Below are 24,164 nucleotides of genomic sequence, written 5' to 3'. Positions count from 1 at the left end.
GGGTGAAGACACCCAACAGTGCATCGAGAGCAGAACATTTTTATTTTGTTACACATAAAAAAAGCACCATTCAATTGAACGATGCTTTCTAATTTTCTATTCTGTTATTGTTTTTGAACACTCTGGCGGAGGGGCATTCTGGTGGGTGAAGAGACCCAACGGTGCATCGAGAGCGGAACATTTTTATTTTGTTACACATAAAAAAAAGCATCATTCAATTGAACGATGCTTGATATCATGTTGAGGCTTTATTAGTGGATTCCTTTAAATATCCTGCCCCAGCGTATTTTGCTGAACCATGAACCTTGGCTATCAAAACTCATCCAGATGAACAAAGCCTTGCCTACGATGTGATCTTCGGGCACAAAGCCCCAATAACGCGAATCGAGCGAGTTATGCCTATTATCGCCCATCATCCAATAGTAATTCATTTTAAAGGTATAGGAAGTAGCCTTTTGACCATTGATCAGCCAATCGTTGCCTACTTTTTCTACTTTGTTGCCTTCGTAAGTACGGATTGCCCTATAATACAAAGGCATGGTATTGCTATCAATCTGAACGGTCCATCCTTTGGCAGGAACTTTAATCGGGCCAAAATTATCCCTGTTCCAATTCCTGTTGGGATCGTGCGGAAATACGCCACCCATTTCTGCATCTGCGGCACCAGCAGCGGTAAAGGTGGCCGATTCAACAAAGTCAAGCTTTTTCAATTCGGCAATCATCTCTGCAGAAGCGTTAACGATATAGCTATTTGGTACATTTCCTTGTTGAAATTCGCCAGTTGTAAAGCCTAATTTCTCCAACAGCTGCAAATTTATTTCTGGAGAAGTAAACTTAACGAAGTAAGACATCATCCCTGTATTTTTGAGGGGCTCATCCTTGCCATTAATATTGGCTACGCCGTTCTTCATGCTCACCACATCGCCAGCAATGGCAATGCAGCGCTTAATGTAGTTTTCACGTTTATCAACAGGCCTGCTCGTAATGGTGTATTGGCTATTCACCGATTTCCAGCCCAAACCTCTTACCATATCGTAATAACTAGAATTCTGATTTTCTAGCGCTACGGTATCTCCTTCTGGGAAATTGAACACTACTACATCATTTCTTTTCACATCCTGAAAGCCTGGGAGCCTTCTGTATTTCCACTGTACGCCATCCCAATAGGCTTTGGTTCCCGTCAGGGGCATGGTGTGGTGCGCAAAAGGAAAGGCAATTGGGGTCATCGGAATTCTGGCGCCGTAGTTTACCTTGCTTACAAACAAGAAATCGCCTACCAGCAACGATCTTTCCATCGAGCCTGAGGGGATGGTATAAGCCTCGATGAAAAACACCCTAATGATAGTTGCAGCAACTACCGCAAAGATAATGGCGTCGGTCCACTCGCGGGCCTTGCTTTTTTTCTTCTTAGGCTCAGTGCCCTTATTTTTTTTCCAAAACTTCCAGTTCATGTCTTAGGCTTTAAAATTAAAAATATCGGCAATGCTATAAAAGCCTTTCTTATCCTGTAGCCACTCTGCCGCGATTACCGCACCCAAGGCAAAACCTGCCCTGCTGTGTGCCGTGTGTTTAATTTCGATATCATCGACCTCCGAACTGTACACTACGGTATGTGTTCCGGGAATATTTTCGATGCGATGTGATTCGATCAGCAATTGCTCGTTTTTAACCACATCTGGAATTGGTGTTCCGATAACTTCATTTAGCCATTCAGATTTACGGTCCATTTCCTCGATAATATCTTCGGCAATGGTCATGGCCGTACCGCTTGGTGCATCCAGTTTTTGGGTATGGTGTATTTCTTCTACCTGTACATCGTAGGCCGGATAATTGTTCATCAGCTTAGCCAGTACCTTATTGAGGTGAAAGAAAATATTTACTCCAATGCTAAAATTAGAGCCGTAAAGCAAGGTATGGTCGCCGGCTGCACAATCGTTTTTGATTTGCTGAATATTGCCATACCAGCCGGTGGTACCTACCACAACTGGAACTTTGGCTTCAAAACATTTATAAATATTGTCTACCGCAGCGCTTGGCGCACTAAAATCGATGGCCACATCGGCCTTCGACAGGTTTGTTGAATTGAGATCTTCTAAATTGTCGATGCTGATTTTGAGCACAACTTCGTGCCCCCTTTCCATGGCAAAGCGCTCTATAATCTGGCCCATTTTACCATAGCCCAATAATGCAATTTTCATCTGTTAAAATATGTCTTCAGTGGTGATTAAGCTACCATGATTGGCATGGCGGTTTCATTTATATATAATTAATTTTTATCGATTGGCTGATGCTATACATGTTCAAACATCTACCCATTGGCCCTAAAGGTAAGGAAACAGATTTGCAATTAAAACACAGGAATACATTAGTTGAACTCGCCTGGTTTCATAGCTTGATGATCAGCTTTAATGCCGGTGTGGGTGCGCTGAAACTGTACATGCTGCCCGAGTTGATAACCGATGGGGTAACCTTAAACGACAAACTTTCGTCTACATTGAAATATTTTAAACGCGCAGTTACGTAGGCATCCACAGCGCTGAGGCCATAAAGACCTACCAAGGAGATTAATACCACTTCACGGTTTCGCTTATAAATATTTTTGGCTGTTGTTAAGGCCTGGGCATCTCTATACTGCTCCAATCCATTACCCTGCAAAGGCTGGTTGTTATTCAGTTGCCTGTACTGCAGTTCTTTTAAAAACCTGCGGTACAACTGGTTATTATCCATATAGGCGATAACCAGTGCGGTACCACCGCCATAAATCCCTCCCAATTTGGCGAGGATGTAGGTTTTTTGCCAAAATTTTGTGCCTTCTACCCTACCGCTTTTCACATCGTCAACTACTTGGCCATAATTATACATCTGGCCGAGGCCAGGAAAGATCAAAGAGCGTCGGAAAGCTTTTCGACCGGCAATTTTACCTTGGTTGATGTATTTTGGTTCGCCATCTAAGGTATCTAACTTACCTTTAACGGTATCTTTTGGTTTTTTTACCACAGGATCCTGTGCCTTTGCCATAGCAAAAGTGAAGAGCAAAACCACCAAAAGAAAAAGGTGTCGCATTACCAATCTAACAGTTCTAAAATTCTATTGAGATCGTCGCCTGATACAAAAGGAATTTCGATGGCGCCTTTGCCATTTTCGTTCACTTTCAGTTTTACCTTGGTTGCAAATTTAGAAGCCAGGTCATTCTGTAGTTTTTGGTATTCGAAAGAAACACCGGCAACTTTGGCCTTAACAGGCTTTACTTGCACATGGTGGATGCTACGTACCAATTCTTCTACCTTACGTACTGAAAGGCCTTTATCTAAGATTTCTTGGTGGATATAAAGTTGTTTTTCTGCTTCTTCAACGTTGATGAGCGCACGGGCATGGCCCATTGATATTTTGCCGTCGCGAATGGAAGCCTGAATTACTGGTGGCAATTTAAGCAGACGCAAATAGTTGCTCACGGTTGTGCGGTTTTTACCTACGCGATCGCCCAATTGTTCTGGCTTGAGGTTACACTCGTCTATCATCATCTGGAAACTCAAAGCCACCTCAATGGCGTTCAGGTTTTCCCGCTGGATGTTTTCGATCAAGGCCATTTCCAACATCTGTTGGTTATCGGCATCGCGGATGTAGGCGGGAATTTGTTCCAGTCCGGCCAATTTCGACGCCCTAAGCCTACGCTCACCAGAAATCAACTGGTATTTGTTACCATGCTTTCTTACCGTAATGGGCTGGATCAATCCTTGTACTTTGATCGATTCTGAGAGTTCGTTCAAGGCAACCTGATCAAACTCTGTACGAGGCTGATAAGGGTTGGTTTCTATATCATTGATATTAACTTCGCTAATGCTGCCGGCCAATAAGGTTGGCGCTGGCGACTCGACAGCCGTTTTGGGCTGATTTACCGAATCATTATCATCTAAGAGCGCACTTAATCCTTTTCCTAAACCTGTTTTTCGCTGAAAAGATGTCATCTATGTAATTTATATGGTTGCCGTATCTAGGTTTTGTTCTTCGCTGGTTATCAAACCGTTTTTGCGAACAATCTCTCTGGCCAAGTTTAAATAGTTAATTGCCCCTTTGCAGTTGGCATCGTGCATAATTACCGATACGCCATAGCTAGGCGCCTCGCTCAAACGTGTATTGCGTTGGATAATGGTATCAAAAACCAAGTCTTGGAAGTGGGTTTTCACTTCTTCAACTACCTGATTAGACAAACGCAAACGCACATCGTACATGGTTAATAAAATGCCTTCGATTTCCAATGCAGGATTTAAACGGTTTTGTACGATTTTAATTGTGTTCAATAATTTGCCTAATCCTTCTAACGCAAAATATTCGCATTGTACCGGTACGATTACCGAATCGGCTGCAGTTAAAGAGTTGATGGTGATCAAGCCCAAAGATGGAGAGCAGTCGATGATGATGAAATCGTACTGGTCTTTAATCTTATCCAGCACGGCTTTCATTTTGTATTCGCGGCTGGTCAGGTTGATCATCTCGATCTCGGCACCTACCAAATCAATGTGTGCCGGCAATAGGTCCAAGTTAGGCGTATCTGTTTTAAGGATGGCATCTTGGGGTTCCACATCATTGATGATGCATTCGTAAATGCTGTTTTTGATGTTTCTTGGATCAAAGCCAATGCCTGAGGTAGAATTGGCCTGCGGATCGGCATCAACCAAAAGCGTTTTGAACTCCAATACCGCCAAGCTGGCAGCTAAATTAATAGACGAGGTAGTTTTACCTACGCCTCCTTTTTGGTTTGCTAAAGCAATAATTTTACTCATCTATCTTTCTAAAAATCGCCAAAACTGGACATGGCTTTATTTCACAATAAAAAATCTTCAAAAAATGCTATTTTTGTATCGATTTAGGCATTTTTTACAATTAGCTAAGATACAAACTAAATCACAATTCCAGTACTAAAGCCATAAGTGTTTTGAACATCTTATTAACAATTTTAGCATGATTACCATTATATCCGGCACCAACAGGCCCGACAGCAATACCCTCAAAGTAGCTCAATATTATCAGAAAGAGCTGGCTAAAAAGGGATTGCAGACTCAGCTGCTTAACCTGCAGCACTTGCCTGAAAATTTGATCAGCTCGGATCTTTATGGCAAAAGAAGTGCGGAGTTTCAGGAAATGCAGCAATTGGTAGACGATACCAGCAAATTCCTGTTCATCATCCCTGAATACAACGGTAGTTTTCCGGGCGTACTGAAAACCTTTATCGATGCCTGTTCTTTCCCATCCAGCTTTTACGACAAGAAGGCTTGTTTGGTGGGCATTTCCTCGGGCAAATATGGAAATATTAGGGGTGTTGAACATTTTAACGGGGTGTGCGCCTACCTACACCTGAATGTAATGCCTTTGCGCCTGCACATTGCCTGCATTAAAAACGAGCTTGACGAGGCAGGAAATTTCCGTTTGGCAGACACGCTCAAATTTACCGACGAGCAAATGGATAAGTTTGTTAAGTTTTAGCTTGGGCTCAATTGTTTAATTGCCGATTGTTAAAAGGTTGGAAAGTTAGAACGTTGGAAAGTTCTAGGTGTAAACTAGCAACTGAAAACTTCTTTTAACCATATCAGACATTTAAGTTCACTTAAGAACCATGTGCCTATGTAGTCAGCCTGATGCTTCAATTCTTGCCACTGAAAATTGGTAACTGAAAATTTGTCAAAAAGAGATTGCTTCATCACTGCGTTCTTCGCAATGACGAGCTTTTGAAGCAGTCCATCTTACATCTTCCCTTTTACATCTTCCCCAACTATGGACTATCGACTGCAGACTAGAAACCTATCGCTCAAGCGCATACACCGCAAAAGAAGCCAACCAATGGTCGCCACCGTAATTCCCTGCAAAAACCAAAGGCAAGGCATTGCTCAGGAACTTATTAGCGGTTTGTTCAAAATGTTTTTTCCATTTATGGTTTGATGGCAAATGAGTCGCCACACTCCGCATGCACCAGGCACGGGTAAAAGACAAGCCCACCAAATGAACGGTTTGGTAATCGTTCAAATCGCTGATGATTGGCAGTTCGCTAATGCGCTGTATGCTTCTTTGTTCATAAAATTTATTGAGCCAGGCTACAAATTCCTTTTGAGGCAATACCCTACTCATTAAATCGGCCACTTCTAGGCTTGGCGAAAAGAAATCGGAACCATCTGGCTCCATATAGGCCGGAGTAGCCACATTAGTAAGGTAAAATGATTTGGCTTTGGCAATAATTTCCTGTTCAAAAGCAAGATCTTTTTTAGTGCGGGCCCAATCTAAGGCAAACACCAATCCGAATGCCGTATTCGGATGTACTCCTGTACGATTTGGATAGGTTTGTTTGGGCAGGTAAGCTTTCCAGAGTTTTAAGATTTGTTGGGTTAAGGGTTGCAATGCCGCATGCCAGCGTTTGGCGTCTGGATTATCCCAGGTATAAAGCTCTTCGTCTAATTTGAGCAGCCAGGCCCAGCCGTAAGTTCGCTCATAGGTATTGGCCACCTGATATTTGGTAAAATAGGCCGCCTCGCTCTCCATGTTCGCCTGCGTAAATGTTTTGTTCAGTAATGCAACAATAGCTTCTTTATTTTTAAGATCGGTTATGGTTTTGAGCAATCTGATTAGCATCCAATGTCCATGCACCGAGCTATGCCAATCTAAACAGCCGTAAAACGCAGGGTGTAATTCGCTCGGCAATAGCCTGCCATCAACTGCAGTATTGGCTACATGCGAAGTCTTGTTCGGGAATTCCTGTATGATACAGCCCAATGGCATTTTGGAGAGTTTCTCAGCTACATTGGCAGTGAGCGTTGGCACTTCTTGAGCGCTTAAAGCACCGAATATGAGCGAAAGGAAAGTAAATAAAAGCGTTTTCTTCATGGGTATATTGATGAATGCTGAAATTAGTTAATTGTTAAATTGCCCAATTGTTAATCGAAAACCGAAAACTAGCAATTATTTAATATTGTTCGGTGCCATGAGGCACAATTACCATATTGCTAAGTTGCTTACTCAAAACTGGCAACTGAAAACTGGCAACTGAAAACTTATCGAAAGAGATGGCTTCGTTCCTCGCAACGCCGATTCCATCTTCCATCTCACCTCTTACATCTTCCATTACTATCCACAACCAGTTATACGCTAAACCTGATCCAGCGGGAACCTTCATGGCCAAAAATAAAATGTCCGGGATGGATCATTTCGGCCATGTCTTCAATTAAGGTAATTGCATTTTCGGGCGTTCGCTGTCTGTTCGCATCGTCGTTCAGCAAAATGATTCGACCATTTTTTACAGCCTGCCATTCTTTATCAAGCAATGCCGGAACTTCGCGCATCAAATCTACCAGCGTTTTATTGGGTTCATAGTAAATAATATAAACCGCGCCTATTACATCTGTTTCGAGCATGCCACCAGCGGCCTTCATTTCTTCGGCCAACAACAAACTCGGGTTATTCGCCGTATCTAAACAAACCACAGGCACCTGTTCTATAAATTTGATTTTATGTGCTACTATATCCACGCGTTCTTGCAGCTCTTCGCGCAAATTGGCGTCATTTTCACTATTTATCAACTCATTTAAAAAAGACATCTGAATTTATTTATTAATTTGTACAAAAATAGTATTCTCAACCGATGCGTAGAATTATAAGCGATATATTTTGGATTTTCGCCCTCCTTTTCATGGTTTCCTGCAAAAGAAGTACTGAAAACGATGGCAAAAAAGTGTTTAACATCAACCTCGATCAAAATGTAACCTCGCTCGATCCTGCTTTTGCACGCAATCAGAATGCCATTTGGATGATCAACCAGATTTTTAACGGTTTGGTACAGGTAGACCGGCAACTGAACACCATTCCCTGCATTGCCAAAAGCTGGGAAACTTCTGCAGACGGTCTTGTTTACATTTTTCATCTTCGCAATGATGTTTTTTTTCAAGACGATGCCCTGTTTACAAACGGCAAAGGCCGAAAGGTAGTGGCCGAAGATTTTGCCTATAGCTTTAACAGGCTCATCGATCCTAAAGTGGCTTCTTCTGGTGGCTGGATTTTTAGCGACAAGGTAAAAGACGCGCAAAGCTTTAAAGCGGTTAACGACACTACTTTTCAGATTACGCTGCTCAAGCCTTTTCCGGCTTTTATGAATTTGCTAACCGCCCAATATTGTTCGGTAGTGCCCAAAGAAGTGGTTGAACATTATGGAAAGGATTTTAGGAGCCATCCGGTTGGTACCGGCCCGTTTAAATTCAAATATTGGAAGGAAGACGAAATCCTCGTCCTGCTTAAAAACGACCATTATTGGGAGAAAGACGGCAATCAAAAGCTGCCTTATCTAGATGCCATAAAGGTGAGTTTTATCACCGATAAGCAGAGTGCTTTTATGAATTTCATCAAAAAAGACCTCGATTTTTTCAACAGTGTTGACGGCAGCTACCGCGATGATATCCTGACCAAAAGCGGCCAGATGACCAGCAAGTACAAGGGCAAGTTTCAATTGATCAAAGGCCCCTACCTCTGTACAGAATACATTGGAATTTTGGTGGATACCTCTAAAGCCATCGTTAAAAATTCGCCCTTGCGCATGCAGAAAGTACGACAAGCCATTAATTATGCCATCGATAGGCAAAAGTTGATCAAATATTTAAGAAACAGTATTGGTACGCCAGCCACTGCCGGATTTGTACCCAAAGGGATGCCCGGCTTTGACAGCACGCGCGTAAAGGGCTATGATTATAATCCAGCCTTATCGGCTAAATTATTAGCCCAGGCAGGCTTTCCAAACGGTAAGGGAATGCCTGAAGTTACCCTGAGCACCTCTACAACCTATAAAGACCTTATCGAATTTGTACAGGGCGAACTGAATACCATTGGCATCAAAGTTAAGGTAGATGTGAGCCCGAATGCCAGCCTGCGCGATATGATGGCCAAAAACGAAGTCAACTTTTTTAGGGGCTCGTGGATTGCCGATTACCCTGATGCAGAAAACTATCTTTCTGTTTTTTACTCTAAAAACCGAGTGCCTTTTGGCCCTAATTATACAGGCTATTTTAACGACGAATTTGATAAGTTGTTTGAGCAGAGCTATTACGAAAGTGATGCCAAGAAACGTTATGAACTTTATTATAAAATGGACAATATGGTGATGCAGTATTCGTCTGTTGTGCCCATTCTCTATGACCAATCTGTAGTGATGCTCCAAAACAACATCAGTGGCTATCCTACCAATGCATTGAGCCTCATGATTTTGAAAAGAGTGAAGAAGCAATAGTTCATTGGTCCACTAGCTATTAGCTGATCAGGTGTTGTTCAATTGTAAACCTACAACTGCCGATCGCAAACTTAGATTTAGCCTATTGCTAAGATTCGTCATGCCTGACACTGATCCGGCACCTCAATGGAGACAGACCCTGAATCAAGTTCAGGGTGACGGCTGATAAATTAAAAAGCCTCTGATGCAATTGCACCAGAGGCTAGAAATTATATTTGGTTGTTTTGAATCTCTTTTTTATTCCGACTTGTCTCTTATTTTAACTAGGTCGTTTTTCAAAGATAGAAGAAAATTTGATTCCAAACGAATCTGATTAAAAAATATTTTCAACTCTTTGTTAGAGCGCCGGCACAACTATAATCGGCTTTAATTCATCGCGGCAGATAAGCATGATGCCATGCAAGCTGCATAGGTCAATTCTGGTGCGCCTGCTGGTGGCGACATGCCTGGTATACCTGTTTGCCATCCGCCAGCTTCTGTTTTACATGAGGAATCGCATTTCAAATAACGATCGGCATCGCTGTTGCCTGTCCCGGTTGATGGTGGCACCGAACCCGAGCCCGGTGTATCGGCCAAACCACCAAGAATATTTTTCATTTGTTTTCTGTCTAATACTTCTAAATTCTTTTTCATATTTATTGGGTTAATGGTTGAACCTAAAGCTAATCACAAGTCTTCAAAAAGCCAAGTTTGTAAAAAAAAAGACCTTTGATTTTACTCAAAGGTCTTTAGGCTCATTTGTGTTTAATATTATTGATTGCCACCCATTTGGCCACCGCCCATGCCGCCGCCTTGTTGCTGGTCTTGCTTCACGTCGTCGTTTTTGATTTTTTTCTTCTCGGTAAATTTAAGCTTACCAAAATTGTAGCTAAAGTTCAAGCCAAAAGAACGCAATGGGTAAAGAATGTTCTGGCTTTGATAGGTAAATGCCGATTGCGTAACCGAATTGATTTTCAGGTCACGCTGAAACGGATTCAGCGTATTGATGGCAATACTTCCTTTTTTGTTCAGGATCTCTTTCTTCACCGCGAAATAGTGGATAAAGAAAGCGTCTGTTTTCCCTTGAAAAGTATAACGTGGAGAATTGATTACGCCAAAAGCTTCAAAGCTCCATCCTTTTTTAAACGAAGTTGCCGAACGCAAAAACACGTTGTAGTTCCAGAATGTCTTGGTGTTGTTCACCGTACCAAATGATGCGCTGTTGGCATCGATGTTATTTACCTGGTAGCTATTGATACCGATATTGCTCATCAATGTCCATTTTGGCGTTGGATTGTATGAACCAAACACATTAAAGCCATAACTTTCTGAGGTACCTACGTTGATAAAGGTAGTCAACACCTTAGTGTCTGTTAACGGGTCAACCAAGTTGGCATTTTCGATTACGTTTTGCGTACGGCGATAAAAAACCGAGGCATTGATGATAGAACCCTTAATGAAAGTTGAGTAACCAAATTCCAAGTTATCGCTCAGCTCAGGATCAAGATCTGGATTTCCCTGAAAAACAGTGAACTGATTGGCTTCATTACGGAATGGGTTCAAGTAGCTTAAACTTGGACGTTGCACCCTGCGGTTATAGCTCAGCTTAAGTGTCGTCATCGGACTAAGCGGATGCGATATGATGGCACTTGGAAAAAGGTTAAAATAATCGTTTTTGCTATTGGCGAAATTAATTGCAGTATACTCAGCCCTTAAGCCTCCTTTAAACTGTAATTTTTTGGCCAAGTTAAAACTGATCGTGCTGTACAAGGCACCCACGTTTTGATCATAGTCAAAAGTTTGCGCCGAACCGCTGCCATAATCGCTAATGATGTTACGGAAAATCCCTTTGGCACCGGCCTCAAAAGTTACCGATTTGCTAAAAGGATAAACATAATCGGTTTGGGCCGTATATTCTTTGTTCTTACCGGTATTGCTGCTGGCCAATACATTATCTGGAAAACCAACTTTTTGCAAAGTATTGGTAAACTCATTCGTATTGCGGCCACTGGTTAACTGACCCGAAACCGAAAACTCTTCGCCGGCTTTTTTGCTGGTCTTTTTATAATCGATGTTCCAATCGATATTGCTGTTGCCCATATCGGTTTGGCCAAGGTTTTTAGCGGCCTCATTATCGATCATTAAATTAGTTTGACCCGGACCGCCATTAAAAAAGTGGTTATACCTTGCGTTTGTGCTGATATTGTTATAAGCATTGAAATCGTAGTCTAAACCTAAGCTACCGTTGTACATCTGCCTGGTCCAATCTGAATAACCATCCTGAAAAACACTGGTTGTACCTGTGCTAGAGGTTGTTCTATTTAACGATGTTACCCTGGTTTCTTGCGGATAAGCCAACATGGTACCCAAGTTGGTATTTACACTCAAGCGACCTGTTTTTGCCGTTAAGTTAAACGAACCTGTATTTTGACGGGTACCTGCAGTTGCATTTACGCTACCGCTCACCCCTTGTGCATTCGATTTTTTGGTAATGATGTTGATGATACCACCAGAACCTTCAGCATCGTATTTGGCCGATGGGCTGGTAATTACCTCTACGCTTTTGATCTGATCGGCTGGCAACATTTTCAAGGCATCGGCAACGCTGTTGGCCATGGTACCCGAAGGCTTGCCATTGATCAATACGCGAACCGCAGCGCCACGCAATTGTACGTTGCCGCTCATATCTACCGAAAGCATCGGCACCTTACGCATAACGTCGGTTGCATCGCCACCGGCATTGGTTGCATCGGCTTCCGCATTGTACACCATTCTATCGATCTTATTCTCGATCATGGCTTTCTTGCCTTCCACTGTTACTTCTTTTAAGGTATTTGAGCTCGACACCAAAACAATATTGCCCACATTATTATCTGGCTTTCCAGGTGTAGTGGTTACCAAGATGCTTTTTGAGGCATAGCCGATAAAGCCAACTGTCAATTTATATTCGTCTGGAGCCACATTTTGGAGGATCACTTTTCCTTTTTCGTCGGTTACCCCACCATTTACAGCTTTGCCATCCTTTACTTTTACTAAAGAAACGGTTGCGTAATCAACTGGCTGTTTGGTTAGCGAGTCTATGATGATTGCAGTTATACGACCAGTAACCTTCGGTGCCGCTGCGCCACCTCCCATGCCTGGGAATTGTGCCTTTGCACCAATCACTGTCATTAAACCAATACATAGTAGTAGAATTCTTTTCATTATAATTATTGTTTGTTTGCTATTTAGTCTGCCAAAAATAGATTTTGTTACAGGCAAAGCCTACTGATTTCTGTTTACTGGACAGGAAAAATCGGTGAATGGCATTTTTGAAGCGGTGAGTGGTAAAGTATGACCAATCGCCTCCCAAGCCAATCTCTGTAGGTTTTGGCTCGGGGCGATGGATTACAGGTCTTAGGCTTTTTCAAAAGCTTCTATTTCTTTTAAAAATTGGCCAGATTTAATCACCGAGGTCCATTCTGCTCCGGAAAACATGATTTTAAACCATTTTTTGTCGCTGTTTTTAAGATTGATGTTTCTATACAACCAAATGCTGGCCAATACGAAAAGAAACACAATAGGCAGGTGGATAAAATAGAACGAATTTGGCGATTCTTTGATCCATTGAAAATTGATGTACCAAGTAGAATAAAATGGCAGCTGCAACAACAATACCCTTACAATTTTCAAGGTAGAAGCCTGCAAAGCAGACAGTTTCTGCTGGATGTAAACTACGCTTTCGCTGTTGTCTATATCATTAATCAAGTAGAGCTGATCGATATAAACCACAATGGCAATGATTGTGATCACGATACTGATACTGAGTGAGGCCACAAAGAATATCTTCTCGAATGTAAGCGAATGATAAACCAGAAAGCCTAAAACAGCTACGTAAATTAAACCTGCAATAACGGCAAACAGTTTCATTCTTTTTGCTGGCTTCAGGGCTTTTTTTGCCTTTTGCTGCTGCAAATCGGCTATAATTTTTCGATTGAGAGAAAGTGATTGTTCTAATTTCTCGTCGTATTGTTTCCAAAGATTTATGATTTCTAATTCTTGCATGATGCTAGGCTTTTAAGTTTGAAAATTTTTGTCTCAACAGTTCTTTGATGCGGCCAATTTTGGTGGCTACATTGCTGAGGCTGATCCCCATGATTTCGGCTATTTCCTTTTGTTGTTTCTCTTCCAAGTAAAGCAATAAAAGCGCCTTGTCTAATGGTTTAAGCTCGTTGATAAATTGCTGCAACAGGCTGAGGTTAGTTTCTAAACCCGCGTCCAGGTTTTCGTCTGCCATTTCTATCACATGTTCGCCCATTAAAACCGTGTTTGTTGCTTTTCTTTCCCGGCGGTAAAAAGAGATGGCTACATTCAGGGCTATACGGTACATCCAGGTAGAGAGCTGGTAGGTATTGTTGAAACTGCTCCACGATTTCCAAAGCTGGAAAATGATTTCCTGAGCCAAGTCTTCACGGTCGCTCGCATTGCGGCAATAAGAATTGCATACCTTAAAGATAATGCGCTTATTGGCTTCAATGAGCTGGATGAAATCTGGTTGGGCTACAGGTGCTTGTTGCATGTTTTTAAAACTGTTTTCCCTATTATTCGCAACAAGGTCTAAAAAATCACAAAATTTCTGAAAAATATTTTAAGGAAAGGCGGAGGTCTGGAAGGTTGAAGGTATAGGGCGACAGTTCGAAGTTGATAGTTAATCGTTTGGATTTAAGAATCCATCAAGCGAAATACTGAATTAACTTCAGCATGATGATTGAAGAAAAAAGCCACAGACCAACAGTTTTAAAATCTGTCAGTCTGTGGCTGAATTATGCGAAGCTGAGATCCTGAAACAAGTTCAGGATGACGCCTACTATTATTCCTTAAACTACAATATTTACAATCTTTCCTTTTACGAAAATGATTTTTTTCGGCGCCTTGTCTTCCAAGTGTTTCTGCACCTGTTCATTGGCCAATACGGTTTCCGTTACCTGCGCTTCGTCTAAACCTAAACTTAAATTCAAGTTCATCTTCATTTTGCCATTGATCGAAATCGGATAGGCAAACTCATTTTCTTCCAAATAAGCCGGATTAAATGTTGGGTAGCTTGCCGTAGATAAATTTTCATGCCCCAACAACGACCACAGCTCTTCACAGATATGCGGTGCATAAGGAGAAAGCACCACCACCAAATCTTCCAATACCTGACGGTTTTTGCATTTCAAGTCAGTCAGTTCGTTAACAGCAATCATAAAGCTCGAAACCGAAGTATTGAACGAGAAGCGCTCGATATCATCCTGCACTTTTTTAATGATCTTATGCAATGCTTTCAACTCAGCTTTGTGAGGCACCGAATCGTTCACATGGAACTGCCATTCTTCATTGTGGAACAAACGCCAGAATTTACGCAGGAACTTAAATACACCTTCGATTCCGTTGGTGTTCCACGGCTTGCTTTGCTCCAACGGTCCCAAAAACATCTCGTACATGCGCAAAGTATCTGCTCCATAATGCTCAATCAACACATCGGGGTTTACCACGTTGAATTTTGATTTCGACATTTTTTCTACTTCTACGCCACAGATGTATTTGCCACCTTCTAAAATAAACTCGGCATTTTCAAACTCAGGCCTAAACTGTTTGAATTGTGCGACATTGAGTATATCGTTCTCTACAATATTTACATCTACGTGCAAAGCGATGGTTTTGTAATCTTTCCTCAATCCATAAGACACCAAAGTATTGGTACCCCTGCCCTCGGCATCAACTACGCGGTATACAAAATTGCTACGCCCCTGGATCATCCCTTGGTTGATCAGTTTTTTGAATGGTTCTTCTTCGCTTACATAACCCAAATCCTTCAAAAACTTGTTCCAGAAACGGCTGTACAGCAAGTGTCCGGTAGCATGTTCAGAGCCGCCGATGTACAAATCAACGTCCTTCCAATAGGCTACTGCTTCTTTTGAGGCAAATTCAGAATCGTTTTGCGCATCCATGTAACGGTACCAGTACCAGCTGCTGCCTGCCCAACCCGGCATGGTGCTCAATTCGTATTCGTATTGGTCTTCGTATTTCCAATCGGCAGCACGGCCCAAAGGCGGTTCGCCGGTTTCTGTTGGCAAATATTTATCGATTTCTGGCAATACCACAGGCAATTCCTCTTCTTTCACCAAATAAGGCAATCCGTTTTTAAAATAAACTGGAATAGGTTCGCCCCAATAGCGCTGGCGACCAAAAATAGCATCGCGCATGCGGTAATTGATTTTTGCTTTGCCTACACCCTGCTCTTCCAACCAGTTGTTTAAAAAGGCAACGGCATCCTTATAGTTAAGGCCATTGATAAAGCCAGAATTGATGTATTTTCCTTCTTTAGTGGCATCTGCCTGGGTTTCGATATCTTGTTGGGCATCTAAAATCTGGATAATCGGCAAATTGAAATGCGTAGCAAAAAGCCAATCGCGCTGATCGCCACTTGGCACGCCCATTACGGCACCAGTGCCATAGCCTGCCAACACGTAATCGGCAATCCAGATCTGTACCTTTTCTCCATTAACCGGATTAAGCACATAACTGCCTGTAAAAGCACCAGAAACCGTTTTGGTATCAGCCATGCGATCCAGTTCGGATTTCTTTTTGGTTTGTGCGATATAATCGTCGACCATTTGCTGTTGCGCAGGTGTAGTTAATTGTTGCACCAATTCATGCTCCGGCGCCAATACCACAAATGAAACACCGAAAATGGTATCAACTCGGGTGGTGAATACCTCTATGTAGTTAGCAGTTGGCAGTTCTGAGTTTGCAGTTTCAATCTTAAACCTTACACTGGCACCAACACTTTTGCCAATCCAATTGCGTTGCATTTCCTTAATTGGCTCTGGCCAATCGATTGTATCTAATCCCTGAAGCAAACGTTCTGCATAGGCAGAAATCCGCATGCTCCATTGCATCATTTTCTTTTGCTCTACCGGAAAGCCGCCACGTTCTGAAAAGCCGTCTTTCACTTCATCGTTGGCCAATACGGTTCCCAAAGCCGGGCACCAGTTTACGGTACTTTCTTTGAGGTAGGTTAAGCGATATTTCAACAGCTCTACCTGTTTTTCCTCATCGGTAAAAGTAGCCCAATCGCTAGGCATAAAAGTATTTACATCTTCATCGCAAACGGCCTTTACTTCGGCACTGCCCGATGCATTGAATTTTTCGATCAAGGTGGTAATATCTTCCGCACGGTCGGTTTCCAAATTGTACCAAGAGTTGAACAACTGCATAAAAATCCACTGCGTCCACTTGTAATAAGCAGGGTCGCTGGTGCGGACTTCACGGCTCCAATCAAAAGAGAAACCAATCTGATCCAACTGTCTACGATAGGTAGCGATGTTCGTTTCGGTGGTAATGGCCGGGTGCTGACCGGTTTGAATGGCATATTGCTCTGCAGGCAAACCAAAAGAGTCGTAGCCCATAGGGTGCAACACGTTAAAGCCCTTCAATCTTTTGAACCTTGAAAATATGTCTGATGCGATATAGCCCAGCGGGTGACCTACATGCAGTCCTGCACCAGATGGATAAGGAAACATATCCAGTACAAAATACTTTGGTTTGTCCGAATTGCTATCGGCTTTAAAAGTTTGATTGGTGGCCCAATATTTTTGCCACTTTTGCTCTATCTCTTTAAATTGGTAGTCCATTAAAATGCTCTTGCTTAAATAGTTTGCAAAACTACGGAAATAAAGCCTGTTTTTGAAGCGTGGTTTAAAGATTTAATATTGTTGGCGAAGACGTCAACAAAACAAACGATTCCCTAGTTGGCGGGGGCGCCGGCAAGCAAAAAAAAAAGCGCCATCTGCTAATGCAAATGGCGCCCGTATGTTTGTAATGACCTTGCCTAATTAACGGCTCAGGTAATAAGTTTCTGTTGTTCTGGTGCTGGCGCCCACTACGGTTCCTGTAAAACGGAATTCATTATCGCTAATTACCGTGGTAGTGCATTCTAAATCCTTTTCAGAAAAATCCAGGAAAAAGGTATCGTTGATCCTCACTTTGTAATTACCCAAAGCCCTGTTGTTGGTGCCCAAACTTAACTCTACATCGTCGTTTGTGTTGTCTTTAAAGTCGATGTAATCTGTTGCGGCGTAGGTAGTGGTGTTAGTGGTTGGCGTTCCCGATGAGTTGTAAGTGGTAAAATCGATTTTGTTTACCCGCCATTTGCCCAGCATCTTGGTACGAAGGGGTTCTGTAGCTTCATTTTGTTTTTTACATGCACTAAAGCCTGCGATCATGAAGAGCATCATTCCTGCTAATACTAATTTCTGTTTCATCCGTTTATTTTAGTTGTTTTTTAGTTGTCAGATGGAGCCTTCGATTAAAATAGTCATCTATTTTTAATGATCATTTTAATCGTGTCGGGTTCATTCAGCTTTTTTGATTTTAGTTTAATAAGAAACGCCAATGCTACAGCTCGGAACAAAACATGTGCCACTTATTTAACTTTAACGAAAGGTTAAATAATGTTAAGAGCCTAGCTTGCTATAGCTAATTTGAGTAATTTGCTGCTGCTAAATTCGACTGAGTTGTAAAAACAAGGCCATTTAATTTACGTTTTTACTTATCTTTCTTTATTTTCGCAAAAACAAAAACATAGCTACATGGAAGAATTTGAAGTAAGTGAAGCCTCTAAAAAAACGAAGACCATCTACATCTCTACCATTTTTAGCATCGCATTGGTGCTATTGATGCTGGGCATGTTAGGCCTAATTTTAGTACACGCTAAAAATCTCTCCAACTATGTAAAAGAAAACATCGTGCTCAACATCATTGTTGATGAGGGTGCGAAAGAAACCGACATCCTGGCTTTCAAAAAAGAATTGGATGGCAACATCGCGGTAAAGCAAAGCCAGTATGTAAACAAAGAAGTTGCGCAACACAACCTGACCAAAGATTTGGGCGAGGATTTCGTGAACTTTTTGGGCTACAATCCCTTGCTTTCTACCATTGATGTTTACCTAAAGGCTGATTACGCAAATAACCAAAACATCGATGCCCTGAAAAAGACCATCGAGAAAAACCCTATTGTTAAAGAGGTAGTTTACCAAAGCTCTTTGATTGATATGGTAAATAAAAACATCAACACCATTAGTTTAATCGTTCTGGGCTTTGCCATTATCTTATTGGTAATTGCGGTTGCCCTGATCAACAATACCATTCGCCTGGCCATTTTCTCGCAGCGCTTTTTAATCAAGAGTATGCAATTGGTAGGTGCCACAAAAAACTTCATCAGAAAACCTTTTATTTTGGTGGCTGCCCTGCACGGATTGATTGCCTCATTTATTGCAATCATCATTTTGCTCGGCCTGTTAACCTACGCCCAAAAAGAACTTGGCGAAATCAAGATCTTAGAAAGCTATACCGAGTTTGGCTTTGTTTTCTTGAGCCTGGTAGCCATTGGCATTTTCATTACAGCTATTAGCACCTGGTTTGCGGTAAGCAGATATTTACGTTTAAAAATTTACGACCTTTATAGATAATGGCAGAAAAACAAACTGCTCCTACCAGCAAGGAGCAAAATTCAGAATTGGTGTTTACCAAAAAAAACTATCAGTTATTAATTATTAGCATTGCAATTGTAGTTGTAGGCTTTTTGCTGATGATTGGTACAACTGGCGATATCTACGATACCAGAAGAACCTTATTGGCACCAATGGTTGTGCTTTTCGGTTTTGGTTTCGGCATTTACGCCATCCTCAAAAAGTAGGAGTCGATGAATTTTATACAAGCCTTAATCCTTGCAATTATTGAAGGGTTAACTGAGTTTTTGCCGATTTCTTCAACCGGCCACATGATTATTGGCTCTTCTGTAATGGGTATTGCCTCCGATCCTTTTGTGAAGCTTTTCACCATCTGCATTCAGCTGGGCGCCATTTTATCGGTAGTTGTACTGTACTTTAAGCGTTTCTTCAAAACCTTCGATTTTTATATCAAATTGCTCGTCGCCTTTATTCCGGCTGCTGTTTTTGGCTTTTTGCTAAGCGATAAGATCGATGCCATGCTCGAAAGTCCGCTTACCGTTGCCATTTCGCTGGTAATTGGCGGGGTAATTCTTTTGTTTGTAGACAAGTGGTTTAGCAAGGCCAGCATTACCGAAGAAAAAGACATCAATTATTTAACGGCCTTGAAAATTGGCTTCTTCCAATGTCTGGCTATGATTCCAGGTGTATCTCGCTCTGGTGCAACCATTGTTGGAGGGATGAGCCAAAAGCTCACCAGAAAAGCCGCAGCAGAATTCTCTTTCTTTTTAGCCGTGCCTACCATGTTTGCGGCAACAGGCAAAAAACTGTTGGATTTTTACAAAGAAGGACACAGCTTTACCAAAGACCAAATAGAGATTTTGGCATTTGGCAACGTCATCGCTTTTATCATCGCGCTTTTGGCCATTAAAAGCTTTATCGGCTACCTGAACAAAAACGGTTTCAAGGTATTTGGCTGGTACAGAATTGTGGTTGGCTTGGTTATCATCATTTTGATCTTATCGGGACATCAGCTTTCTGTGATATAATCCGTAGCTTTGCGGCAAAATTTATTATAAGCTTTTGGACCAAAAAAATCCGACATTTCCCGATTTCAATTTTGCCGAAGGAGAACTTTTGCTCATCAACAAGCCTTTCAAATGGACTTCGTTTGATGTAGTGGGCAAAATCAGAAACTCGCTCAAACCCTTGAAGCTCAAAGTTGGCCATGCGGGCACTTTAGATCCATTGGCAACTGGTCTTTTGATTATCTGCACAGGCAAGCTCACCAAACAGATCGATACTTTTCAGGCAGAAGAAAAAGAGTACACCGGTACTTTTACCTTAGGCGCCACTACCCCATCATTCGACTTGGAAACAGCTATCGATCAAGAATTTCCGATCGATCATTTAACCGACGAAGCCATTTATGCTGCCGTTGCGCCTTTCATTGGCGAAATCGAACAATATCCGCCAGCACATTCTGCGGTGAAGGTAAATGGCGAAAGGTTATACGTAAAGGCACGTTTAGGTGAAGAAGTAGAACTGCGCAAACGCCAGGTTACGGTAAGTGTATTCGAAATTACCAGAATTGCCCTGCCTGAAGTAGATTTCAGAATTGTATGCAGCAAGGGTACTTATATCAGATCGCTGGCTTCAGACTTTGGCAAGCAACTGAACAACGGCGCTCATCTTTCTAAGCTCACTCGTACGCGTAGCGGAAACTTTTTATTGGCCAATGCATTTGAGGTAGCGGATCTGGTTCATTATCTTCGAAGCAAAAGAGAAGAAGCAAAAGACAACAAAGATCAATAAGGGCTTATGGAACACCTAAAAAACAAAAGTTCGCGTTTAATTAAAGAGATTGCACTTATCGTTTGTGGTGTAGTGTCTGCTTGTTTTGGACTAAAGAGTTTTTTAATTGCCAACCATTTTATTGATGGAGGCGTTACCGGCATTTCCCTGCTGGTAAGCACGTTAACGGGCTGGAATTTATCTTACCTCATTGTCATTATCAATATTCCTTTCGTGATTTTGGGCTATAAACAAATAGGAAAAACCTTTGCACTTAAAACATCCATTGCAATTATCGCACTCTCTTTGGCCCTGATTTTTTTGCCTTTTGTACCCATCACCCACGAAAAACTGTTGATCGCCTTTTTTGGTGGTTTCTTTTTAGGTGGTGGTATCGGTTTGGCCATGCGCGGTGGCTGTGTAATTGACGGCACCGAGGTTTTGGCGCTTTACATCAGCAGAAACAGCCAACTAACCGTAGGCAATATCATCCTGATCCTCAACATCATCATCTTTGCTTTTGCAGCTTATTTCATCAATATCGATACGGCCTTGTATGCCATCCTTACCTATCTCTCGGCTTCTAATACGATAGATTTCATTGTAAACGGTCTCGAAGCCTATACGGGTGTGACTATCATTTCTGAAAAAAACGAGGAGATCAAAGCTTTCATCATTTCGAACATGAAAAGAGGCGTGACCATTTACAAGGGCGAAGGTGGCTATTTAGAGAAGAAAGACATCGACATTATTTATACCGTAGTTACTAAACTGGAAATGAGCAAGCTACAGGCCGAAATTAGGGCAATAGACCCTGATGCTTTTGTGGTGCAGCAACAAATTGCCGACATTAAAGGCGGCGTGGTTAAACGCCAAGCCTTTCACTAATCCTATTCGTTTTGAAAATATATAACCAGCTATCGGATTTTAAAAAACTGGATCATGCCGTAGTAACCATAGGCACTTTTGATGGCGTACATTATGGCCACCAAAAAATCATCAAACGTCTATGCGAACTGGCCAAATCGTCCGGTGGAGAAAGCGTCATCCTTACTTTTTTCCCGCACCCGCGGATGATCATCGATCCTGAAAACCAGGACCTGAAAATGATCAATACCATTAAGGAAAAAGCGCAGATCCTGGAGAATTTAGGTGTAGATCATTTGATCATCACTCCTTTTACGCGAGATTTTTCTAACCTCACGGCCGATGAATACATCAAAAACATACTGGTAGACACCATTGGCACCAAACAACTGATTGTGGGTTACGACCATCGCTTTGGCAAAGACAGAAAAGGGGGCATGGAAGAATTGCTGGCCAACGCCCAGCAGTATGGCTACACGGTAGAACAAATTGCAGAGCAGGACATTAACGATGTGGCGGTGAGCTCTACCAAAATACGTAAGGCCTTGCTTAATGGAGATGTGGCTTTGGCTGCCGAATACCTAGGCTATCATTTTTCGATTAACGGTCCGGTAATTAAGGGCGATAAAATTGGCCGTACCATCGGTTTTCCAACGGCTAATATATTTATAGAAGAAACTTATAAACTTATTCCAAGCGATGGCATTTATGCGGTTACCATTGAAATGAGTTCGGAGCTTGGAAATGAGAGTTTGGAGTTGGTTGATGACACACAACTCAAAACTCAAAACTCAAAACTCAAAACCTACAGAGGCATGGCCTACATTGGGCAACGACCAACCATTAACGGCATGACGAGAAACATCGAGGTCAACATCTTTGATTTCAATCGGGAAATTTACGGACAGACCATTACCATGAATTTCTTGAAGTTTTTGCGCCATGATGTAAAATTTACCGGATTAGAAGCCTTAACTACTCAACTGCATCAGGATAAGCTGGATACTTTGGCGTTTTTTGACAATGACTGAAATTAAAAAAACCAGTGGCGCAAGAATAGGACATGCTAATGCTACCTGGCCGTTTGTAACCCTAATAGCTACCAAGGATAAACTTGAACTCAAGGCAAGTATACTTGGCCATTACGTTTTTAGGGCAAGCGATATTATTTCTTTAGTGCCTTCTTCAAACTTTTTAAGAACTGGTGTAAAAATCAACCACTGTGTTCCAGATTATCCACAAGAAATCATCTTTTGGACAGGCAATCCGCAACAACTCATTTTTCAGATTCAACAACTTGGCTTTTTCGAGAATATCAATCCATCTGTAACAGCAGTTGAAGAACAAATCACCTTCAAACAATCGCAAGGTGGATTCCCCATTAAAATACCCGTTGCAATTGCCATCATAGTGATCTGGAATATTTCATTCTTTATTGACTTTAAGAATTTTTTTACAGGCAAAGCAATTAGTTTTGGCGTAGGAATCGGCGAACAATTGGGATTGGGTTTTATTTTCACCATCTGCCTGCTTACCTTGTTATCAAAACCCTTTAGCAGACTGGTTTTAAAAGAAGGCCGAACGGCTAATGATCTAAAACCATTTATCTTTTTTATTATGTTTATTTGTGGCATGATGTTATTGATCACATCATTGCATTAAAAGAAAGTCCTAAATCAAAATATGAGCTTTTTGAAAAACATACTTAGCAAAAAAGGAAGGCCAATTGTTAACCATAACGATTTTTGGAACTGGTTTCAACAAACGGAAAAGAAACTTTTCGATACCTTAAAAAACGAGGCCAACATAGAGCAAGATTTTATCAACACGCTATCTTCAAAGCTCGATGAACTGAGGGAAGGCATCTATTTTTCTGGAGGCATGTTTAACAGCGAAACTGCAGAACTCATCCTCACTGCAGAAGGCAATTTAAAAAACATTGCATTCGTTGAAGATTTGGTTAAAAATGCGCCAAAAATTTCAAATTGGAAATTTACAGCTTTAAAACAACCGTTAGCTATTACCGATGTGAATATTTCAATGGCTGGCTATAAATTTGATGCTGATTCTTTATTTTTTTATGCAAATGAGGAAAATAACTATCCAGATCAGATAGAGATTACAATAGTACACAACAAGTACAACGAAGAAAATAAAGATGCTATCATCAATGGAAGCTATATATTTTTAGACTATTACCTGGGCGAGCTCAATTTGGCGACCACCATCGATCATATTCAATTTACAAGTAAGGAAGAGGCCACGGAGGAACTTGTTCCAATCATCAAATTAAAAGATTTTCTGATTTGGAGGGAGAAAGAGTTTCTAGAAAAATATGAAGGCACAAGGTACAATACAGAAAACGACAGTTATTCAAGCCTCGAAGCTACCCTGCAAAACGGCATGTCTTTGATTGCTATTGTGAATACATCGTTGCTCAAATGGGACAGCAAAGCATCACACCCTTGGATCTTAACCATTAAAATAAAATATCCTGGCAATGCCAACGGAATGCCAGAAGCCAACACCTACCAACAGTTGAACGATTTTGAAGACCAATTGATGGAAGTACTCAAAGACAGCGATGGTTACCTTAATGTTGGAAGAGAAACCGCTGATGGCATTCGTGAAATCTATTTTGCCTGCAAAGACTTTAGAAAACCCGTTCGAGTACTAGATCAATTGATCAAAGCAAACGACAACGATTTCGAAATCTCGTTCGATATTTACAAAGACAAGTATTGGAGAACTTTTGATAGATTTATGTAAGCACTAAATCACATTGAAAAACAAACCGC

The 24,164-nt window shown here is 41.6% G+C and carries 24 protein-coding genes; 10 read left to right on the top strand and 14 right to left on the bottom strand.

Annotated elements, in window-relative coordinates; all coding sequences use genetic code 11:
• Positions 1–251: 251 nt before the first annotated feature.
• From lepB to AC570H_RS00370, 5 genes are all read right to left on the bottom strand, one after another.
• A complete protein-coding gene (gene lepB / locus AC570H_RS00390; RefSeq protein WP_497350558.1) occupies positions 252–1,451 on the bottom strand; it encodes a signal peptidase I in 1,200 nt (399 codons plus the stop codon).
• 3 nt (positions 1,452–1,454) lie between these two features.
• The gene (gene dapB, locus AC570H_RS00385) at positions 1,455–2,198 is read right to left on the bottom strand and encodes a 4-hydroxy-tetrahydrodipicolinate reductase (RefSeq protein WP_497350556.1); all 744 of its coding nucleotides are present in this window, start codon (positions 2,196–2,198) and stop codon (positions 1,455–1,457) included.
• Between the two features lie 187 nt (positions 2,199–2,385).
• Positions 2,386–3,063 (bottom strand): DUF5683 domain-containing protein, encoded by a 678-nt coding sequence (locus AC570H_RS00380; protein ID WP_497350554.1) that lies wholly within the window; start codon positions 3,061–3,063, stop codon positions 2,386–2,388.
• Positions 3,063–3,965 carry a ParB/RepB/Spo0J family partition protein gene (locus AC570H_RS00375; protein WP_497350552.1) on the bottom strand — a complete coding sequence of 301 codons (903 nt, stop codon included), beginning with the start codon at positions 3,963–3,965 and terminating at the stop codon, positions 3,063–3,065. The genes AC570H_RS00380 and AC570H_RS00375 overlap by 1 nt, the downstream gene beginning before the upstream one ends.
• Before the next feature lie 9 nt (positions 3,966–3,974).
• On the bottom strand, positions 3,975–4,781 hold the full coding sequence (locus AC570H_RS00370; protein ID WP_497350550.1) for a ParA family protein: 807 nt from the start codon (positions 4,779–4,781) through the stop codon (positions 3,975–3,977).
• A gap of 178 nt (positions 4,782–4,959) precedes the next feature.
• Here AC570H_RS00370 and AC570H_RS00365 point away from each other — a divergent pair, with 178 nt between their 5' ends.
• On the top strand, positions 4,960–5,481 hold the full coding sequence (locus AC570H_RS00365; RefSeq protein ID WP_497350548.1) for an NADPH-dependent FMN reductase: 522 nt from the start codon (positions 4,960–4,962) through the stop codon (positions 5,479–5,481).
• A 315-nt stretch (positions 5,482–5,796) separates the two neighbouring features.
• Here AC570H_RS00365 and AC570H_RS00360 read toward each other — a convergent pair whose 3' ends face one another.
• From AC570H_RS00360 to AC570H_RS00350, 3 genes are all read right to left on the bottom strand, one after another.
• Positions 5,797–6,870: a DUF2891 domain-containing protein gene (locus AC570H_RS00360; RefSeq protein ID WP_497350546.1), complete on the bottom strand. Its 1,074-nt coding sequence runs from the start codon at positions 6,868–6,870 to the stop codon at positions 5,797–5,799.
• Between the two features lie 79 nt (positions 6,871–6,949).
• Positions 6,950–7,108, bottom strand: a complete 159-nt coding sequence (locus tag AC570H_RS00355; protein ID WP_497350544.1) for a hypothetical protein — start codon at positions 7,106–7,108, stop codon at positions 6,950–6,952.
• A 16-nt stretch (positions 7,109–7,124) separates the two neighbouring features.
• Positions 7,125–7,580 (bottom strand): hypothetical protein, encoded by a 456-nt coding sequence (locus tag AC570H_RS00350; protein WP_497350542.1) that lies wholly within the window; start codon positions 7,578–7,580, stop codon positions 7,125–7,127.
• Between the two features lie 44 nt (positions 7,581–7,624).
• Here AC570H_RS00350 and AC570H_RS00345 point away from each other — a divergent pair, with 44 nt between their 5' ends.
• A complete protein-coding gene (locus AC570H_RS00345; protein ID WP_497350540.1) occupies positions 7,625–9,256 on the top strand; it encodes an ABC transporter substrate-binding protein in 1,632 nt (543 codons plus the stop codon).
• A gap of 366 nt (positions 9,257–9,622) precedes the next feature.
• Here AC570H_RS00345 and AC570H_RS00340 read toward each other — a convergent pair whose 3' ends face one another.
• The 6 genes from AC570H_RS00340 to AC570H_RS00315 form a co-directional block, all read right to left on the bottom strand.
• Complete coding sequence (locus AC570H_RS00340) at positions 9,623–9,889, bottom strand: hypothetical protein (protein WP_497350538.1); 267 nt, start codon at positions 9,887–9,889, stop codon at positions 9,623–9,625.
• A 117-nt stretch (positions 9,890–10,006) separates the two neighbouring features.
• Positions 10,007–12,439, bottom strand: a complete 2,433-nt coding sequence (locus AC570H_RS00335; protein WP_497350536.1) for a TonB-dependent receptor — start codon at positions 12,437–12,439, stop codon at positions 10,007–10,009.
• Between the two features lie 192 nt (positions 12,440–12,631).
• Positions 12,632–13,279, bottom strand: coding sequence for a hypothetical protein (locus tag AC570H_RS00330; protein ID WP_497350534.1), 648 nt, complete (start codon positions 13,277–13,279; stop codon positions 12,632–12,634).
• Between the two features lie 4 nt (positions 13,280–13,283).
• Positions 13,284–13,793, bottom strand: a complete 510-nt coding sequence (locus AC570H_RS00325; protein WP_497350532.1) for an RNA polymerase sigma factor — start codon at positions 13,791–13,793, stop codon at positions 13,284–13,286.
• Between the two features lie 298 nt (positions 13,794–14,091).
• Entirely contained in the window at positions 14,092–16,890 is a 2,799-nt protein-coding gene (gene leuS, locus AC570H_RS00320; RefSeq protein ID WP_497350530.1) for a leucine--tRNA ligase, read from the bottom strand.
• A gap of 201 nt (positions 16,891–17,091) precedes the next feature.
• Complete coding sequence (locus tag AC570H_RS00315; RefSeq protein WP_497350528.1) at positions 17,092–17,520, bottom strand: hypothetical protein; 429 nt, start codon at positions 17,518–17,520, stop codon at positions 17,092–17,094.
• A gap of 327 nt (positions 17,521–17,847) precedes the next feature.
• Between AC570H_RS00315 and AC570H_RS00310 the strand changes: the two genes are divergently transcribed.
• The 8 genes from AC570H_RS00310 to AC570H_RS00275 are packed head-to-tail and all read left to right on the top strand — an operon-like array spanning position 17,848 to position 24,135.
• Positions 17,848–18,726, top strand: coding sequence for a cell division protein FtsX (locus tag AC570H_RS00310; protein WP_497350526.1), 879 nt, complete (start codon positions 17,848–17,850; stop codon positions 18,724–18,726).
• Positions 18,726–18,953: a DUF3098 domain-containing protein gene (locus tag AC570H_RS00305; protein ID WP_497350524.1), complete on the top strand. Its 228-nt coding sequence runs from the start codon at positions 18,726–18,728 to the stop codon at positions 18,951–18,953. Before AC570H_RS00310 ends, AC570H_RS00305 begins: the two co-directional genes overlap by 1 nt.
• Positions 18,954–18,959: 6 nt before the next feature.
• Positions 18,960–19,754 (top strand): undecaprenyl-diphosphate phosphatase, encoded by a 795-nt coding sequence (locus tag AC570H_RS00300; protein ID WP_497350522.1) that lies wholly within the window; start codon positions 18,960–18,962, stop codon positions 19,752–19,754.
• Positions 19,755–19,788: 34 nt separating this feature from the next.
• Complete coding sequence (truB, locus tag AC570H_RS00295; protein WP_497350520.1) at positions 19,789–20,520, top strand: tRNA pseudouridine(55) synthase TruB; 732 nt, start codon at positions 19,789–19,791, stop codon at positions 20,518–20,520.
• Between the two features lie 6 nt (positions 20,521–20,526).
• Positions 20,527–21,387, top strand: coding sequence for a YitT family protein (locus AC570H_RS00290; RefSeq protein ID WP_497350518.1), 861 nt, complete (start codon positions 20,527–20,529; stop codon positions 21,385–21,387).
• An 11-nt stretch (positions 21,388–21,398) separates the two neighbouring features.
• On the top strand, positions 21,399–22,397 hold the full coding sequence (locus AC570H_RS00285; protein WP_497350516.1) for a bifunctional riboflavin kinase/FAD synthetase: 999 nt from the start codon (positions 21,399–21,401) through the stop codon (positions 22,395–22,397).
• Positions 22,390–23,028, top strand: coding sequence for a hypothetical protein (locus AC570H_RS00280; RefSeq protein ID WP_497350514.1), 639 nt, complete (start codon positions 22,390–22,392; stop codon positions 23,026–23,028). The genes AC570H_RS00285 and AC570H_RS00280 overlap by 8 nt, the downstream gene beginning before the upstream one ends.
• Before the next feature lie 21 nt (positions 23,029–23,049).
• Complete coding sequence (locus AC570H_RS00275) at positions 23,050–24,135, top strand: DUF695 domain-containing protein (protein ID WP_497350512.1); 1,086 nt, start codon at positions 23,050–23,052, stop codon at positions 24,133–24,135.
• The last annotated feature ends 29 nt before the right edge of the window (positions 24,136–24,164 follow it).

It is taken from the genome of Pedobacter sp. B4419, assembly GCF_059693725.1.
The sequence above is the reverse complement of the archived record's forward strand: the minus strand, read 5'-3'. Positions and strand labels throughout refer to the sequence as shown.